The following is a 15,489-nucleotide window of genomic DNA, read 5'->3' on the forward strand; positions in this document are numbered from 1 at the left end:
TTTGCTCCGCGATTTGGCTCGGGTACCAACCATGCTAGATGACAACATAGCCAAGAAATTCAAGAAGGGCCGGAACGTCCATGAAGCACATCACCTGCATTGAGGATCTGCGCTTGCTGCACCAGCGCCGCGTGCCGAAGGCGTTTTTCGACTATGCGGACCGCGGCTCCTATACCGAGGACACGCTGCGCGCCAACCACGACGACCTGCAGCAGATCAAGTTCCGCCAGCGCGTCCTGGTCGACGTCTCGAAACGCGATCTCTCGACCACGATTCTCGGCGAGCCTTCCGCGATGCCGCTGATCCTGGCGCCGGTCGGCCTGCTCGGCATGCAGCATGGCGACGGCGAAATTCACGCCTGCCGCGCGGCGCAGGCCGCCGGCATTCCCTTTACCCAGAGCACGATGTCGATCTGCTCGATCGAGGACATCGCGGCCGCCGTCGACAAGCCGTTCTGGTTCCAGCTCTACGTGATGAAGGACCGCGGCTTCATCAAATCGCTGATCGAGCGCGCGATCGCCGCCAAGTGCAGCGCGCTGGTGCTCACCGTCGACCTGCAGGTGATCGGGCAGCGCCATCAGGACATCAAGAACGGCATGACGGTGCCGCCGGAATGGTCGCTGTCGAAACTGATCGATTTCGCCACCAAGCCGGCCTGGGTCTCCGGCGTGCTGCAGGGCAAGCGCCGTACCTTCGGCAACCTCGCCGGCCATCTCAAGGTCAGCGACGACATCACGTCGCTGTCGACCTGGATCAATTCGCAGTTCGACACCTCGCTGAACTGGAAGGACATCGACTGGATCCGCAGCATCTGGCCGGGCAAGCTGATCCTCAAGGGCATTCTCGACGTCGAGGATGCCGAGATCGCCGCCAAGACCGGCGCGCAGGCGATCGTCGTCTCCAACCACGGCGGCCGTCAGCTCGACGGCGCGCCGTCGTCGATCGAGGTGCTGCCTGAAATCGTTGACGAGGTCGGCTCGCAGGTGGAAATCATGTTCGACGGCGGCATCCGCTCCGGCCAGGATGTGATGCGCGCGCTGGCGCTGGGCGCCAAATCCTGCATGATCGGCCGCGCCTATGCCTACGGGCTCGGCGCCGGCGGCGAGGCCGGCGTCGCCAAGGCGCTCGACATCCTCGCCAAGGAACTGACCACCACGATGGGCCTGTGCGGCGTCAACACCATCGCCGAAATCGACGATCGCGTGCTGGCGATTTAGAGAAATCCGCTAGCTGGCAGCACGCTGATCCTTGGTGGGCTCGACATAAAACCCCGAATAACTGTCGACCCAGCAGAGACGATCATGCACCTCTTTCACGCCGGCGGTATTTTCGGCAGCGACGATGGTCGCCTGGCGTGAGCGCTCGTCGACGATGATGCCGTGGAGATGAACAATTCCATTTCGTACCGTCGCCTGAAATCCGATCGGACGCCAAAGCGCCCGTGATACCGTGCGTGCAATCCGCTCCCGGATATGGTCGTCGTCGGCCGTCGGATCAGGAACCTCGCGCGCCATGCTGGCGACGGCCCGCAACAGATTGGCCCGGCTGACAATGCCGGCAAGCGCATCCCCTTTCAACACGGGCAGTCGCTTGACGTTGTTCTTCTCCATCGTCCGGACGATGTCGTCGAGCGAAGCGTCCTCCTGGAGGGTGACCGGATTGCGCGTCATCACTTCGCCTACCTTGCGTCCGTGTTCGCGGACGAAATCGGCTCCTTCTCTTCCCGGACCAAGTAGAAACTGAAGGCATCTCGCGCGTTTGCGTCCCGTGCCGATTTCGGCGCGATGCAGAAAATCGCTCTCCGTCAGGATGCCGACCAGCCTTTTCGTATCGTCCAGCACCGGCAAACCGCTGATGTGATGCCTCAGCATCACGTCAGCGGCTTCAGCGATCGGGGTATCGGGCGTCACCGTGATGACGTCGCGCGTCATGATTTGATGGGCACGCATCGAACCCTCCTGACTTCTGTTCAGAACGGGCGCCGCGGCGTGCGCGTCTGGCGGTCGCCCCAACCGAGGACGATGGCGAAGGTCGCGAACATGGCGGTGACGGCGATGACAACCAGGATCGTGTCGAGGGGCATTGCGGTTCTCCATGCTTGATGGAGAAGAGCTAAATCGAAACGGCTCGCGCGTGCCTTGACGTGAATCAAGTTTGGACGGGAATCAAGTTCGCAACGCCCGCGTCGACTACGCGGCAAGTTGCTCCAGCGCGGTGACGCTCAGCAGCCGCACGCCGTCGGGCACGATCACCAGCGCCTTCTTGCGCACGAGCTTCGTCAAGGTGCGGCTGACGGTCTCGATGGCGAGGCCGAGGTAGTCGGCAATATCCTGGCGGCTCATCGGCAATGGCACATTGACCGAGGTCGTGCCAATACGGCCGTAGCGGGCCTGCAGGTTCAAAAGGAAAGCTGCGACCTTTTCCTCTGCCGTCTTGCGGCCGAGCAACAGCATCTGATCCTGCGCGAGGCTCAGCTCATGGCCGGCAAACTCGTGGAGACGCCGGAGCAAATGCGGCCGGTCGTCGACATAGGCGAGAAACGCCGAGCGCGTGAACCGGCATGCCCGGACTTCGGTCACAGCCTCCGCCGCGACGCTGTAGCGGTCCATCAAGGCAAGGCCGAGAAAATCGCCGGCAAGCGCAAAGCCCACGATCTGACGCCGTCCGTCGGGCAAGGACTTGCAGAGCCGCACGACGCCCTCGGTGACATTGAAGACGCTGCCCGCCAGCGCGTCCTGCTCGAACAAGGTGGCCTTCGGCGCAAACGTCCTGACCTGGCTGATCCGGTCCAGTTCATCGAGTTCCGAAGACGCCAGGGCGCCGCACACACTGAACAGGCGAACCTTGCAATCGTCGCAGCCATTCGCGCTGCGTCCATGCTGGCAACTGCTCGCTTCCGGTCCGGCGCAAGCTGCGAGGGATGTCATAAGATGGCCCGCCTTCGGATTTGCCCTGATCTTTAGCAGTTTGATCTCAATCAACCAAAGCGGTCCTTGATCCAGATCAATGCCCAAATGCATGGCCGCCGCGATGATTGGATCCTATGGGCGCCGGCATGAACGAGCAATTAGAACAATTTCAAGCCATTCCAATGAGTTGGCAACGCGCGGCCGCAGCCTATCCGCTGGTGCGCCTGCACGATGCCAGTGTCTCGCTCGACAAATGGTTGCGCTTCGTCCGACGTCATTGCGGACCGGCGCACCCGCGCGCCGGACTGATCGCGATCAGGGATTGCCGCGACATCGTCCACGCGCTGTTCAGCTACCGGGTCGATTTCGACCTGCACAATCGCAAACGGCTTTGCGTCGCCAACCTGATCGTCGCGCATGTGCCGGGATCTCAGATCGACGAGGCGGTCGCCGCCAGCACCCGCAACATCTCGGCCGAACTCGGCTGCCACACCATCAGCGCTGAGCAGCCCTTCCGTCCCGCAACCGGGCCTTGGAAGCGATGCCCGACTGCCGAAGCGCTGACGCGGCGTATCGGCCAGAACGGCCGATTGCATTGACGCTTCGCCTCACATCGGCGGCGTAATCCCGTCGCGGCCGACATTGACGCGGTTGGCTTCGAGCGTGCCGTCGTCCTTCTTCACCGCACCGAAGATGATGATCTTGGCGCCGGCCTTCAGTTCGGACTTGTCACCGGCGACAAAGGTGACGATCGGCGTGCCCGGCGGCACCAGGACTTTCTTTTCGCCGTCCTTGTACTTGACCAGGATGTTCTGGCCGTCGGTGCCCTTCACGGTCTGGGCGACGGTGGCGTTGGTCATGGTCGAGTTCGGGCGCTGATCCCAGGGCCGAAAGCCTTCGGCGGCGCCGCGCTGGCTTTCAGGAAAAATATGCACCGCGACCGCCTTCTGGGTGCCGTCCGGTTCCGGCATCGCGGTGACGCCGATGTAGGAACCTTCCTTGATCTCGGACAATTCGGTCTTGGCAACGCCGAACACCGCCACATTGTCCGTCATCCGCACTTTCATGTCGGCGCCCTCGCGGGACTTGATCGACAGCATCGATCCGTCGACGGCCTCGATGGTGCCGCGAATGCGTACGGTCGGTGGCGTTTGCGCCGATGCCGCCATGGCGACCACGGAAACAATGGCAAGCGAAGCGATCAACGAGACGAGTTTCGACATGATGTCCCTCCCTGGGCCGTCTGTGCGGCCGATCCTTCGCAAACCCCGGAAGGAAGGGCCTATTCCACCGTCATTCCGGGATGGTCCGAAGGACCAGACCCGGAAGTTCGAGATTCCGGGTTCGATGCTGCGCATCGCCCCGGAATGACGCTTCGCGTCACATCGGCGGCGTCAGGCCGTCGCGGCCGACGCTGACGCGGTTGGTCTCGAACGAACCGTCCGGCAGCTTCTTCATGAAGGCGATTACCTTGGCGCCGGGCTTGAGGTCCGACTTGTCGGCGGGAACATAGGTGACAACCGGCGTCTCCGGGGAAACCAGCACTTTCTTCTCGCCGTCCTTGTACTTGATGTTCAGGGTGTGGCCGTCGTTGCCGACCACGGACTGTTCCACGGTCGCATTGGTCATGCTGCTGTTGGGTTTGAGATCGTAGGGCCGCGAGCCCTCGCCGGTACCGCGCATGTTTTCCGGAAACACATGGACCTCGACCGCATTATTAGCTCCATCCGGCCCCGGAACCGTGGTGGTGCCGATGAAGGAGCCGACCTTGATGTCCGTGAGCGCGATCCTGGTGATGCCGACGACCTTGATGTCGCCGGTCATGTGCAGCTTGACGTCCTCGCCGGCGCGCGACTTGACCGCCAGCAGGTCGCCATCGACGGCCTCGATGGTGCCGCGAACCCGCGACGGCGACGGCGGCTGCTGGGCGACGGCATAGATCGTGGAAGCCGCGACCATCGCGACGGCGAAAAGCGGGCGAACGAGTTGATAGCTACGGGCGGACATGCGGGGAATCTCCGGGGGGAGCGCGGCACTGGTAGTGCCGTGCTGACCTAACCATTGACCCCGGCTTTTCGAAAATATTCCGGCTCAAATACCCGCGATCAGCCGATCATGTCTTCGTGAGATCGGCCTCGACCAGCGCGCGTAGTTCCGGTGTCACCTCGGGGCGCCGGCCGAACCACAATTCGAAGCCGCGCACCGCCTGGTGCAGCAGCATGCCGAGCCCGTCGGCGGTCTTCAGTCCGCGGCCTTGGGCGGCGGCAAGCAGCGGCGTTTGCAGCGGTACGTAGACGAGGTCGGCGACCACGGCATTTTGCGGCAGCAGGCCGGCATCGAGTTCGAGCGCGGGCTGGCCATGCATCCCGAGCGAGGTCGTATTCACCAGCAGGCCTGCGCGCGGCAAGAGATCGCCGATCGAATCCCATGCGACAGGCGCGACGCTCGCGCCGAACTGATCGGCCAAAGCGCGGGCGCGCGACAGGGTCCGGTTGGCGAGATGCACGCGCTTGATGCCGCGCTCGATCAATCCGAACAACACCGCGCGCGACGCGCCGCCGGCGCCCAGCACCAATGCCTCCTCGGCCCCGTCCCATCCGGGCGCGCAGGCGTCGAGATTGTTGATGAAGCCTTCGACGTCGGTATTGGTCGAGCGCAGCTCGCCGTCGCCAAACCACAGCGTATTGGCGGCCCCGACCGCGCGGGCGCGATCGTCCGGCTTCGACAGCGCCAAGGCACGCTCCTTGTGTGGAATGGTGACGTTGGCGCCGACGAAGCCACGAACGGAAAGCCGCAGGACAAAATCCCCGAACTCGCCGGGCGGTACTGCCTCGATGACATAACCGCCCTCGATGCCGAGCGTGCGCAACCAGTAATGATGGATCAGCGGCGAGCGCGAATGCGCCGCCGGCCATCCGATCAGGCACGCGGCGGGGGATTTGGTTCCACTTGTCATGGCCGTCAAATCGGGCAAGCGGAGCTCAGAGTCAATGCTTCCGCGCGGTTACAGCAACGATGCCGCTCAGGGCCAGCGCCGCGGCGGAGGCAAACCAGATCGCGGCGAGGTTGATCCAGGCATAGGCCAGCGCGCCGAGCACCGAGCCCGCGACCAGCGCCGCCCACAGCAGCAGATTAGGCGCCCAGGCCCAGCGCGACCCGCCGGTTAGCGCCTTCGCCATCAGCTGACCGACCTTGACCAGCGCGCCGGTGACATAGGTCAGGCCGAGACCGGCGCCGCCATGGATCTGGAACACGGCGTTCTCCAGTCCCATTGCCAGCACGATCGCTGCGACCGCGAGGCTCGGCTGGCCGAATGTATAAGCGAGCGCGGCGGCGGCCAGCAGCAAGGCCTCCGCCAGCAGCACCAAGGGCTGGCGATGTGTCCCGTGCCCGAGCACGATCAGGCTGCCGGCAGCAGCCCCGGCCACGAACAGCGCGATCAGTCCAAGCGCCTCCGCCGCGGTCTGCCAATGCGCATCGGCAATGGCGACGCCCATCCGGGTCGAATTGCCGCTCATGAAGGAAACGAACAGGCCGCCGAGCTGCAGGAAGCCGATGCCGTCGACATATCCGGCCAGCGCGCTCAGCGCGCAGGCCAGGACAATGTTGCGGCGTGAATCAAGCAAACAGACATCCCATTCGTTGACGCCCCCTTCGTACGCCTCGTGACAACAGCCGTCAAAAGCCGTTGACATCCCTAATAACTGGGGGTACATTTAATTGGTGAAAATCACGTTTGATCCGGCAAAACGTCAAGCCGCCCTCAGCGAGCGTGGTTTGAATTTTACGGATGCATCTACCGTCTTCGCCGGACCGACGATCACGGTGCAAGACACGCGCCGGGACTACGGTGAGGCGCGTTTCCAGACCGTGGGGTTTCTTGCCGATCGAATGGTGATGGTCGTCTGGACACCGCGCAATGACGCCCGGCATGTCATCTCGATGAGAAAATGCATTGACCGTGAGAAAGCGATCTATCAAGAGCGATTTAGCCAGGGTTGATGCCCATCGCATCACCAAGGCCGAATATGACGAAGCTCCGGAACTGACAAAGGAGATGCTGGATCGCGCGGAAATTCGTCACGGCGATAAGGTCATCAAGCGCGGCCGGCCTCCGCTCGAAAATCCAAAGGAAGCCGTGAAGCTGCGTCTCGATCACGACGTTCTTGCCGCCTATCGCAAGACCGGCAGAGGATGGCAGACGCGCATCAATGCCGACCTCCGAAAGGCGGCTCGAAAGCTGGCGAGCTAACGAAAGTCTGCTTCAACAGGGTTGAACCAGACTCTTCCGTTTCCGTTCGGAGCATGAACTTTCGGAAAACCGGACTCAACGTTTCGTTAGCGCTGCGCTTCGGATCCTGTTCATGCTCTACGCCGCCACCCGGTGCGCGGCGATGATCTGGTCGGCGGCGCGGCCGGTAACTTCGGCCATGCGGTCGAACTGCCGCGTAAAACTGCCGGCACCGGCGGTGGCCGACCGCAATTCCACGATCAGGTCGCCGATCTCGGCTTCCGGCATAGTGGCGCGGACGCAATCCCATCCCGGCCAGTTCTCGCGGGTGTCGAAACCGAGAATCTGGCCGCGCCGCGCCGACAGGATGGCGTTGATCTTCGCCGTGGCATCGGTCGGGCAGACGATCTCCACCATATGGATCGGCTCCAGCAGCACCGGCTGGCACTGCGGCAACGCCTCGTTCATGCCAAGCCGCGCCGCGGTGCGGAAGGCGAGATCGGAGGAGTCGACGCTGTGATAGGAGCCGTCCGTCAGCGTGACATGAAGGTCGATGACGGGGAAGCCGAGCGGGCCGCGCACTAACCCGTCGACCACGCCCTCCTCCACTGCACCGATATAGTTGCGCGGCACCGCGCCGCCGACGACCTTTTCGTGGAATTCGAAGCCCGATCCGCGCGGCATCGGCTTGACCTCGAGCACCACGTCGCCGAACTGGCCGTGACCGCCGGACTGCTTCTTGTGGCGGCCGCGCTGGGTGATCGGCTTTCGGATCGTCTCCTGATAGCCGATCGCGGGCGCCTGCGATTTGACGTTGACGCCGAAGCGGTCGCGCAACCGCTCCAGCGCGACGCGCAAATGCATCTCGCCCTGCCCCCACAGCACGATGTCGTGGGTCTGCGGGTTCTGCACCATGGTCAGCGACGGGTCCTCCTCGTTCAACCGCGCCAGCGCCTGGCCGAGCTTGACGTCGTCCTTGCGGTCGGTCGCCGCCAGCGACATCGCCAGCACCGGAGGCGTCGGCTCGACATGCGCGAGCGCCGACGGTGCGGTCTTGCCGCTCGACAGCGTATCGCCGGTCTTGATGGCGTCGAGCTTGCCGAGCGCGATGGTGTCGCCCGCTTCCGCCGCGGCGCGCTTGCTGTCATAGGCGCCGTTGACCGCGAGGATGCCGGAGACCCGGCCGGCTTCGCCGGCAGAGGATTGCAGCGTTGCGCCATCATCGAGGTGACCGGCGAGCAGCCGCGTCAGCGACAGCTTGCCGCCGTGCTGCAGATGCACGGTCTTGAGCACATAGGCCAGTGCGTCCTTCGGCGACGCGGCGCCGAGCCGCTTGGCGGTCGCGGTGACATCGGGCGCCTCATGCCGCAGCGCCTTCATCAGCCGCAGCACGCCGTTCTCGCGCGTGGCAGATCCGAGCAGCACCGGGCAGATCAGGCCTTCGCGCAATTCGCGCGCGAGATCGTCGAACACGGCGTCGCGCGGGGGCTGGATGTCTTCCAGCAGCTGCTCCATCAGCGCGTCGTCGTGATCGGCGAGCTTTTCCAGCATCGAGAACCGCGCTTCCTTTTCGCGGTCAAGATTGCCGCCTTCGAGATTCATGACCTCGGAAGGCTTGTGCTCGCGGTAGACGAAAGCGCGTTCCAGCGCCAGATCGACGAAACCTTCGATCAGTTCGCCGTTCCAGATCGGAATCTGCCGCAGCACCAGCGGCACGCGCGACGCCGGCTGCAGGGTCGCGAGCGTTTCACGGATGCGCTTGTTGGCGCGATCGATCTTGTTCAGGAACAGAAAGCGCGGAATGCCGAGATCTTCGAGCTCGCGCAGGATGATCTGCAGTTGCGGCAGCTTCTTCTCGTCGGCTTCGCAGACCACGACCGCGGCATCGACGGCCGGAAGTGCGGCGCGCATGTCCTGCGCGAACTCGATCGAGCCGGGACAATCGATAAAAGTGTAGGTGTCGCCCATGAAGCTGGTCGTGGCGGCGCTGAGGCCCACGCCCATCTTGTGGTGGCGCGCTTCGGGACTGGAATCGCCGACTGAAGTTCCGGCATCGACGCTGCCGGCTCGGGGGATGGCGCCCGTGCGCGCCAGGATGGCTTCAAGAAGTGTGGTTTTACCGCTCTGGAAAGGGCCCACCAGCGCAATGCACCGTGGACCGCGGGGACTTCTGACGTCCTGTCCCATTGCCGCCTCCTCATTTGGAGCTCGGCCCGTGATTGGGTCGGCAAATCAGATGCTCCGCCCGGGCGTGCGTTTTGGCAAGCGGGAAATGTCGCTGCGCTGCATCGTGATGCGCGCCGGCTTTACCTCTCGCCCCCAAGCGGGGGCGAGATGACAAAACAAGGCTTACCTACCCGGCCGCAGTTCCAGGCTTTCCAGTCCGGCGGCGACGCTGACGCCGACCTGGCCCTGCACGCTCAGCGGCTGCAACGCGATCGAATTGTTGGATCCGCCGACCAGCACATTGCCGCCGACGCCGACGCCGAGCGTCGCGCTGCCCTGGGCGCCGGCGTAAGAGCCGGAGAGGTCGCCCGGCCCGAGCCGCGCCACCGGTGCGAACACGCCCCAGGCCAGCGCCGATTCCTGGGTGATGCCGAGATCGAGCCCGACCTTGCGGATGGTGGCGATGTAGCGATCGTCGGGAACGCCATCGACGCGCAGCACGCAGCCGAGGTTGGTCACGGAACCGACAACGAAGCCGACGCTGGCGCCGCCGCGGCACTCAAGAACGCCAACCTGCACGCGTGCCGGAGCTTGCGCGTTGGCGCCGGCGATGGATGCGGTCAGCATGGCAAGTGCGGCACCGGCAAGAATGAGGAAGCGACGCATGAAGAAGTCTCCGGCTGAAAAATTGTGATGCGAGCAGAAAACAGAAAAGCGCGCCGTGCCCACGGCGCCTGGCGATCTATGCCACAACATGGCGGGCGGTGCCAGATTTGGAGCGTCATTCCGGGGCGATGCGTCAGCATCGAACCTCAGGGGTGCAATTGCACCCCGGGGACTCTCGAGACTCCGGGTTCGCGCTTTGCGCGCCCCGGAATGACAACCACAAAAAAAGGCCCGCTTGCGCGGGCCTTTCCCTAAATCGTAATCAATCTCAGCCGCGCCGATGGCGGTGATAGTGCCGGCGCGGAGCGTGGCCGCGGAACGGCTGCAGCTCGATATCGGCGATCCCGGCCGCGACGTTCAGGCCGGTCTGGCCCTGCAGGCTGATCGGCTGTAGCGCATAAGAGTTCGCAGGGCCCCCGACCAGGAAATTGCCGCCGCCGCCGATGCCGACCGACGCGTTGGCGCCGACGCCGCCGTAACTGCCGGCGAGATCGCCGCGGCTGATCCGGCTGTTCGGCGCATTCACCGCCCAGGCCAGTTGCGTCTGCGCGGTGATGCCGAGATCGAGGCCATAGCGGCGCACGGTCGCGATATAGGGCTCGGGACGCCGCCCCTCGCTCTGGAACACGCATTCGAGGCTGGTCACCGAGCCGACCACGAAGCCGACGTTCTGGCCGCCCTGGCATTGCAGGATGCCGGCGCGAACCGGCGGCAGCGCGTTGGCGGCAGCGAGCGGCGCGACCATCGCCGCTGCGGCAAGGGTCAGTGTCAGGAATCTCATGTCTCTAAATCTCCGCAGGAGGAAAGTGGATTTGCGGAGCGGACAGGAAGGAAGCGCCGTGTTCAAAACAAGGCGCTTCCCAAAGAAGACTTCAAAACATCAAACGTGCGGCGCGTGATGTGATTTGACACGTCATTATTTGACGCGTTTTCCGACGCGAAACGCTCTACCGCAAATTGCCGCAGAAGCGCTGGATGCGCTTGCAGGCGTCTTCGAGATCGGAGGTCTTGGTCGCGTAGGAAATCCGGAACGCCGGTCCAAGCCCGAACGCCGAACCCTGCACGACGGCGACGCCTTCGGTTTCCAGCAACTCGGTGACGAAGTCTTCGTCGTTGGCGAGCACCTTGCCGGACGGCGAGGTCTTGCCCATGGTGCCGGCGCAGGACGGATAGACGTAGAACGCGCCCTCGGGCCGCGGGCATTCGATACCCTTGGCCTGGTTGAGCATGGACACCACGAGGTCGCGGCGTTCCTTGAACACCTTGTTGTGCACGGGGATGAAATCCTGCGGACCGTTGAGCGCCTCGACCGACGCCCACTGCGAGATCGACGACGGGTTCGAGGTCGACTGCGACTGGATCGTCTGCATCGCCTTGATCAGCTCGGCCGGGCCGCCGGCATAGCCGATGCGCCAGCCGGTCATGCAATAGGCCTTGGAGACGCCGTTCACGGTCAGCGTGCGGTCGTACAGTTTCGGTTCGACCTGCGCCGGGGTCGCGAACACGAAGTCGTCATAGACGAGGTGCTCGTACATGTCGTCGGTCATCACCCAGATGTTCGGATGCTTCACCAGCACGTCGGTGATCGCCTTCAGCTCGCTGCGCGAATAGGCGGCGCCGGTCGGGTTCGACGGCGAGCACAGGATGATCCACTTGGTCTTCGGCGTGATCGCCTTTTCGAGATCTTCGGGCCGCAGCTTGAAACCGCTCGACGCCGGGCACACCACCGGCACCGACTCGCCGCCGGCCAGCGCCACCATTTCCGGGTAGCTCACCCAGTACGGTGCGGGGATGATCACCTCGTCGCCGGGATTGATGGTCGCCATCAGCGCATTGTAGAGCACCTGCTTGCCGCCGGTGCCGACGATGATCTGGTTCGGCTTGTAGGTCAGGCCGTTCTCGCGCTGGAACTTGCCGATGATGGCTTCCTTCAGCTCGGGAATGCCGCCGACATCGGTGTATTTGGTCTTGCCGGCCTCGATGGCGTGGATCGCCGCCAGCTTGATGTTGGCGGGCGTGTCGAAATCCGGCTCGCCGGCGCCGAGGCCGATGACGTTGCGGCCCGCCGCTTTCAGCGCGCGTGCTTTATCCGTGACCGCGATCGTCGCGGACGGCTTCACACGGGCGAGCGCAGCGGACAGGAAGGTCATCATTATCTCCTGATTATTTCTTGGCAAACGTCGTGAATTCACAAGGATTCCACGACTCTTTCTGATGGGATCGGTGCACCCTAAGGCGCTGCGCGCTGCATCGCAAGAAGCTTGGCCGGTGGGGGCCAAACTTTAGAGAACGTTAAAGCAGGCTCGGTACGGTCGGAGCAATATCAGCGCAATATTCGGCAAATTCCGCGACGAAATGACAAATTTCCGGCAAGGGCTGCGATCGGGCGAGTGGCTGACGGCGGCACGGATCCGCGGCTATTGCCTGATCATGATCGGGCTCGGCTGCCTTGCCATCGCAGGTTGGATCGCGCTGTCGCATAGCCTCGTCGACCCAAACGGCAAGCCGATCGGGACCGATTTCTCGAGCTTCTACGCCGCCGGATCGCTGGCGCTGCAAGGCAATGCGGCCGAGGCCTACGACATGGCCGCGCACCACACGCGCCAGCAATTGTTGTTCGGGCCTGATACGCCCTATTACGGCTGGCTGTACCCGCCGAATTTCTTCTTGCTCGCGGCACCCCTGGCCCGAGTGCCCTACCCGCTGGCGCTGGCCGTCTGGCAGGTCTGCACGTTCGCGCTCTATCTCGGTGTAATCGGTGCAATCCTGCGCGACGCACGGCGTGACAGCAGCCCCCTCGCAAGCCTTTGGCTGCTCGCGGCCGCGGCTTTTCCCGCGGTCTTCATCAATCTCGGCCACGGGCAGAATGGTTTCCTCAGTGCCGCATTGCTGGGAGGCGCGCTCGTCATGTTGCCGCGGCGGCCTGGGCTCGCAGGCGTGCTGTTCGGCCTCCTCGCCTACAAGCCGCAATTCGCGCTGGTCGTGCCGTTCGCGCTGCTCGCGAGCGGACAGTGGCGAACGATCGTCACGGCAGCCGTCACCGTGATTGCGGTCGCGGGCGCGTCGCTGTTCCTGTTCGGCGCCGACGCCTGGACCGCGTTCTTCGCCTCCACCGAGACCTCGCGCAAATTGCTGCTGGAAGAAGGCGGTGTCGGCTTCGAGAAGCTGCAGAGCGCGTTCGCGGCGATCCGCGTGTGGGGTGGCAGCGTGACCCTTGCCTATCTGGTTCAGGCCGTCGTCGGCGCTATTGCCGTGTGCTGCACCGCCTGGGTCTGGCGCTCGCAGTGCGACGCCAACGTCAAGGCGGCGCTGTTGATCGCCGCGACCGCGGTCGCCTCGCCCCACATCCTCGACTACGACCTGATGCTGCTCGCGCCTGCGATGGCTTTCCTCGTTGCGACGAGAGCCGGCGCGCCGTTTCGCGATTACGAAATCAGCTTGCTCGCGGCGGTCTGGATCGCGCCACTCGTCGCGCGCGCGTTCGCCGGCGCGACTGGCGTCCCGCTCGGCTTCCTCGCCGGCGCGACGCTGTTCACGCTGATCGCGGGCGGCGCGATCGGCAAACCTGCCGCTGGATCGCTGCGAGTCGCGCAAGCGTGATCCGAGTTGTTCTTGTGTGTGGATAGAATCGTTCTGCGCGCGTGCAGTGCGGTAGACGTTTCGACTTTTTCCACGGCCCAGGGCTTGCGACGCACCCCCATCGGCATCATTATTTAGGCCCCGCAGTCTTCTTGCGATCTGTCTCCTTGGCCGAGTGAACCCCGACACGATGTACAAGCTCTATTCGATGCAGCGCTCCGGCAACAGCTACAAGGTCCGCCTTGCGCTGGCGCTGCTCGGTGCGCCGTATCACGCCATCGAAGTCGATATTTTGCGCGGCGAAAGCCGCACGCCGGATTTTCTGGCGAAGAACCCGAGCGGCCAGGTGCCGCTGCTGGAAGTCGCCGAAGGACGCTACCTCGCCGAGTCCAACGCCATCCTCTGGTATGTCTGCGGCGGCACCTCGCTGGCGCCGGAATCACGGGTCGAACGCGCCGAAGCGCTGCAATGGATGTTCTTTGAACAGCACGCGCTGGAGCCCAATATCGGCGCGGCCTATTTCTGGCTGTCGCTGGTCAAAGGCGGCCGCGACCTGCAGACCCATGCGCTGGAAGACTGGATGGAACGCGGCTATGCCGCGCTGCAGGTGATGGAAAATCACCTCAAGAGCCACAGCTATTTTGCCGCCGGACAGCTCACGGTCGCCGACATCGCGCTGTACGGCTACACCCATGTCGCCGACCGCTGCGACTATGATCTCGCAACCTTTCCGGCGATCCGCGGCTGGCTGCGGCGGGTCGAACAGACCCCCGGTTTCGTCGCCATGGACTGGCAGCCCGGAGCTGAGGTCGAGGATCCCGCCCGCATCGCCGCCGGCGCCTGACCGCCCGAGCACTTCACATTCGCGCGAGAACACGCCCAAAGGTTAACAACCAGGGGGCACCCGTTAACGCTTGCGGCGGTTTCGCCGTTTTCGCGCGGGAAATGCCGCAATGTTGCCGGCGGATTCTGCGAGATTTCCTGATGTTCGCCGGTGATTCGCCGGCGTCTTGAAGGATTTGGACCATGATACGGTCGCCCGGCACGGCAGGCTTTGTGGGCCGCCATGCACCCGTTGCTTCTTCGCGATTGACCAACGCCATCGCCGCTACACTGGCGATCGGCGCGCTCTCGCTGTGCCTTGTCGTCGCGCTGACCGTGCTGTCGATCAGGGTCTCGATGGCGATGCCGATCCCGGCGTAATCACGGCTTTTCCGTTTGCATCATTGTAGCGTTTTCGAGCGAAGTGGACGCCGGTTCGCGTCAGGAAAACGCGTCAAAACAAAAAGGATAGAGCCCGGTTCTGATTCAATCAGAACCGGCCTCTGGCTAGCATGCGATGATCTCGATCGCGATCGGACCATGATGAAAACACCTGTTGGACTGGTGGCCGTCGCGCTGACGGCAGCGATCCTGCTTGCGGCGTCGCTCCTGATCGTCACCGGCACCCGTGGCGAAAATCACGCCCCTGCGGTGCGGATGCTCTCCCCCGCCGCAAGGTGATGCGCCGCTATGGGCTTTTGCTTGACGCGTTTTCTCCACGCGAGCCGGTGCCCACCTCGCTCGAAAACGCTATCATCACCATTTGTGGAAAATGAAGAACGCGCCGGCGGCGATGAAGGCGAAGCCGAGCGCGTGATTCCAGCCCAGCGGCTCCTTCAGATACAGCACCGAAAATCCGGCGAACACGACCAGCGTGATCACTTCCTGCATGGTCTTGAGCTGTGCCGCCGAATAGACCGCGCTGCCCCAGCGATTGGCCGGCACCGCCAGCCAGTATTCGAAGAACGCGATGCCCCAGCTCACCATGATCACCAACGGCAGCGAGCTTTCCTTGAATTTCAGATGGCCATACCAGGCAAAGGTCATGAACACGTTGGAGGCAAACAGCATCAGAATGGGAAGTAGCGAGGGGGAGATCGTCGGCATTTTGTCCTC

19 protein-coding genes are annotated in these 15,489 nt (G+C 63.7%); 8 read left to right on the forward strand and 11 right to left on the reverse strand.

Annotated features, from left to right (window positions below):
* The first annotated feature begins 80 nt into the window (after window positions 1-80).
* A complete protein-coding gene (locus tag BLR13_RS11785) occupies window positions 81-1,217 on the forward strand; it encodes an alpha-hydroxy acid oxidase (RefSeq protein ID WP_074824075.1) in 1,137 nt (378 codons plus the stop codon).
* A 9-nt stretch (window positions 1,218-1,226) separates the two neighbouring features.
* Here BLR13_RS11785 and BLR13_RS11790 read toward each other — a convergent pair whose 3' ends face one another.
* Together BLR13_RS11790 and BLR13_RS11795 are read right to left on the reverse strand one after the other, a co-directional pair.
* Window positions 1,227-1,949 (reverse strand): CBS domain-containing protein, encoded by a 723-nt coding sequence (locus BLR13_RS11790; RefSeq protein ID WP_074824072.1) that lies wholly within the window; start codon window positions 1,947-1,949, stop codon window positions 1,227-1,229.
* Between the two features lie 240 nt (window positions 1,950-2,189).
* Complete coding sequence (locus tag BLR13_RS11795) at window positions 2,190-2,927, reverse strand: Crp/Fnr family transcriptional regulator (protein ID WP_074831625.1); 738 nt, start codon at window positions 2,925-2,927, stop codon at window positions 2,190-2,192.
* Window positions 2,928-3,091: 164 nt separating this feature from the next.
* Here BLR13_RS11795 and BLR13_RS11800 point away from each other — a divergent pair, with 164 nt between their 5' ends.
* Entirely contained in the window at window positions 3,092-3,508 is a 417-nt protein-coding gene (locus tag BLR13_RS11800) for a hypothetical protein (RefSeq protein WP_091976449.1), read from the forward strand.
* A 9-nt stretch (window positions 3,509-3,517) separates the two neighbouring features.
* Here the strand turns inward: BLR13_RS11800 and BLR13_RS11805 are convergent, their stop codons facing one another.
* From BLR13_RS11805 to BLR13_RS11820, 4 genes are all read right to left on the reverse strand, one after another.
* Window positions 3,518-4,132 carry a hypothetical protein gene (locus BLR13_RS11805; RefSeq protein WP_074824068.1) on the reverse strand — a complete coding sequence of 205 codons (615 nt, stop codon included), beginning with the start codon at window positions 4,130-4,132 and terminating at the stop codon, window positions 3,518-3,520.
* A 157-nt stretch (window positions 4,133-4,289) separates the two neighbouring features.
* Entirely contained in the window at window positions 4,290-4,868 is a 579-nt protein-coding gene (locus BLR13_RS11810; RefSeq protein WP_171945052.1) for a hypothetical protein, read from the reverse strand.
* Window positions 4,869-5,022: 154 nt separating this feature from the next.
* Complete coding sequence (locus BLR13_RS11815) at window positions 5,023-5,865, reverse strand: shikimate dehydrogenase (protein WP_074824062.1); 843 nt, start codon at window positions 5,863-5,865, stop codon at window positions 5,023-5,025.
* A gap of 31 nt (window positions 5,866-5,896) precedes the next feature.
* Window positions 5,897-6,535, reverse strand: a complete 639-nt coding sequence (locus tag BLR13_RS11820; RefSeq protein WP_074824059.1) for a YoaK family protein — start codon at window positions 6,533-6,535, stop codon at window positions 5,897-5,899.
* A gap of 97 nt (window positions 6,536-6,632) precedes the next feature.
* Here BLR13_RS11820 and BLR13_RS11825 point away from each other — a divergent pair, with 97 nt between their 5' ends.
* Entirely contained in the window at window positions 6,633-6,911 is a 279-nt protein-coding gene (locus BLR13_RS11825) for a BrnT family toxin (RefSeq protein WP_074831620.1), read from the forward strand.
* Window positions 6,871-7,161 carry a BrnA antitoxin family protein gene (locus tag BLR13_RS11830; protein ID WP_349517965.1) on the forward strand — a complete coding sequence of 97 codons (291 nt, stop codon included), beginning with the start codon at window positions 6,871-6,873 and terminating at the stop codon, window positions 7,159-7,161. The genes BLR13_RS11825 and BLR13_RS11830 overlap by 41 nt, the downstream gene beginning before the upstream one ends.
* Window positions 7,162-7,278: 117 nt before the next feature.
* On the opposite strand, the gene BLR13_RS11835 is transcribed toward BLR13_RS11830, so the two are convergent.
* The 4 genes from BLR13_RS11835 to BLR13_RS11850 all read right to left on the reverse strand — a co-directional run bounded on the left by BLR13_RS11835 (window position 7,279) and on the right by BLR13_RS11850 (window position 12,122).
* Complete coding sequence (locus tag BLR13_RS11835; RefSeq protein WP_074824055.1) at window positions 7,279-9,327, reverse strand: elongation factor G; 2,049 nt, start codon at window positions 9,325-9,327, stop codon at window positions 7,279-7,281.
* 162 nt (window positions 9,328-9,489) lie between these two features.
* Window positions 9,490-9,972: a DUF992 domain-containing protein gene (locus BLR13_RS11840; RefSeq protein ID WP_074824051.1), complete on the reverse strand. Its 483-nt coding sequence runs from the start codon at window positions 9,970-9,972 to the stop codon at window positions 9,490-9,492.
* Window positions 9,973-10,240: 268 nt separating this feature from the next.
* A complete protein-coding gene (locus BLR13_RS11845; RefSeq protein ID WP_074824047.1) occupies window positions 10,241-10,753 on the reverse strand; it encodes a DUF992 domain-containing protein in 513 nt (170 codons plus the stop codon).
* Between the two features lie 166 nt (window positions 10,754-10,919).
* A complete protein-coding gene (locus BLR13_RS11850; RefSeq protein ID WP_074831619.1) occupies window positions 10,920-12,122 on the reverse strand; it encodes a pyridoxal phosphate-dependent aminotransferase in 1,203 nt (400 codons plus the stop codon).
* A gap of 205 nt (window positions 12,123-12,327) precedes the next feature.
* Here BLR13_RS11850 and BLR13_RS11855 point away from each other — a divergent pair, with 205 nt between their 5' ends.
* From BLR13_RS11855 to BLR13_RS41070, 4 genes are all read left to right on the forward strand, one after another.
* Window positions 12,328-13,572: a glycosyltransferase family 87 protein gene (locus BLR13_RS11855; protein ID WP_074824044.1), complete on the forward strand. Its 1,245-nt coding sequence runs from the start codon at window positions 12,328-12,330 to the stop codon at window positions 13,570-13,572.
* Window positions 13,573-13,741: 169 nt separating this feature from the next.
* On the forward strand, window positions 13,742-14,395 hold the full coding sequence (locus BLR13_RS11860) for a glutathione S-transferase family protein (RefSeq protein ID WP_074824042.1): 654 nt from the start codon (window positions 13,742-13,744) through the stop codon (window positions 14,393-14,395).
* Window positions 14,396-14,577: 182 nt separating this feature from the next.
* The gene (locus tag BLR13_RS41065) at window positions 14,578-14,754 is read left to right on the forward strand and encodes a hypothetical protein (RefSeq protein WP_171944970.1); all 177 of its coding nucleotides are present in this window, start codon (window positions 14,578-14,580) and stop codon (window positions 14,752-14,754) included.
* 159 nt (window positions 14,755-14,913) lie between these two features.
* Window positions 14,914-15,054, forward strand: a complete 141-nt coding sequence (locus BLR13_RS41070) for a hypothetical protein (protein WP_171944903.1) — start codon at window positions 14,914-14,916, stop codon at window positions 15,052-15,054.
* A gap of 75 nt (window positions 15,055-15,129) precedes the next feature.
* On the opposite strand, the gene BLR13_RS11865 is transcribed toward BLR13_RS41070, so the two are convergent.
* Window positions 15,130-15,480 (reverse strand): DMT family protein, encoded by a 351-nt coding sequence (locus BLR13_RS11865; RefSeq protein WP_074831617.1) that lies wholly within the window; start codon window positions 15,478-15,480, stop codon window positions 15,130-15,132.
* Window positions 15,481-15,489 lie beyond the last annotated feature (9 nt).

Source organism: Bradyrhizobium ottawaense (assembly GCF_900099825.1).
GTDB lineage: Bacteria > Pseudomonadota > Alphaproteobacteria > Rhizobiales > Xanthobacteraceae > Bradyrhizobium > Bradyrhizobium ottawaense_A.

Excerpts from the sequence above, each read along its gene's own strand:
- BLR13_RS11785 (WP_074824075.1), top strand. The coding sequence starts at position 81 with ATGAAGCACATCACCTGCATTGAGGATCTGCGCTTGCTGCACCAGCGC.
- BLR13_RS11790 (WP_074824072.1), bottom strand. The coding sequence starts at position 1,949 with ATGCGTGCCCATCAAATCATGACGCGCGACGTCATCACGGTGACGCCC.
- BLR13_RS11795 (WP_074831625.1), bottom strand. The coding sequence starts at position 2,927 with ATGACATCCCTCGCAGCTTGCGCCGGACCGGAAGCGAGCAGTTGCCAG.
- BLR13_RS11800 (WP_091976449.1), top strand. The coding sequence starts at position 3,092 with ATGAGTTGGCAACGCGCGGCCGCAGCCTATCCGCTGGTGCGCCTGCAC.
- BLR13_RS11805 (WP_074824068.1), bottom strand. The coding sequence starts at position 4,132 with ATGTCGAAACTCGTCTCGTTGATCGCTTCGCTTGCCATTGTTTCCGTG.
- BLR13_RS11810 (WP_171945052.1), bottom strand. The coding sequence starts at position 4,868 with ATGGTCGCGGCTTCCACGATCTATGCCGTCGCCCAGCAGCCGCCGTCG.
- BLR13_RS11815 (WP_074824062.1), bottom strand. The coding sequence starts at position 5,865 with ATGACAAGTGGAACCAAATCCCCCGCCGCGTGCCTGATCGGATGGCCG.
- BLR13_RS11835 (WP_074824055.1), bottom strand. The coding sequence starts at position 9,327 with ATGGGACAGGACGTCAGAAGTCCCCGCGGTCCACGGTGCATTGCGCTG.
- BLR13_RS11840 (WP_074824051.1), bottom strand. The coding sequence starts at position 9,972 with ATGCGTCGCTTCCTCATTCTTGCCGGTGCCGCACTTGCCATGCTGACC.
- BLR13_RS11845 (WP_074824047.1), bottom strand. The coding sequence starts at position 10,753 with ATGAGATTCCTGACACTGACCCTTGCCGCAGCGGCGATGGTCGCGCCG.
- BLR13_RS11850 (WP_074831619.1), bottom strand. The coding sequence starts at position 12,122 with ATGACCTTCCTGTCCGCTGCGCTCGCCCGTGTGAAGCCGTCCGCGACG.
- BLR13_RS11855 (WP_074824044.1), top strand. The coding sequence starts at position 12,328 with ATGACAAATTTCCGGCAAGGGCTGCGATCGGGCGAGTGGCTGACGGCG.
- BLR13_RS11860 (WP_074824042.1), top strand. The coding sequence starts at position 13,742 with ATGTACAAGCTCTATTCGATGCAGCGCTCCGGCAACAGCTACAAGGTC.
- BLR13_RS41065 (WP_171944970.1), top strand. The coding sequence starts at position 14,578 with ATGATACGGTCGCCCGGCACGGCAGGCTTTGTGGGCCGCCATGCACCC.
- BLR13_RS41070 (WP_171944903.1), top strand. The coding sequence starts at position 14,914 with ATGATGAAAACACCTGTTGGACTGGTGGCCGTCGCGCTGACGGCAGCG.
- BLR13_RS11865 (WP_074831617.1), bottom strand. The coding sequence starts at position 15,480 with ATGCCGACGATCTCCCCCTCGCTACTTCCCATTCTGATGCTGTTTGCC.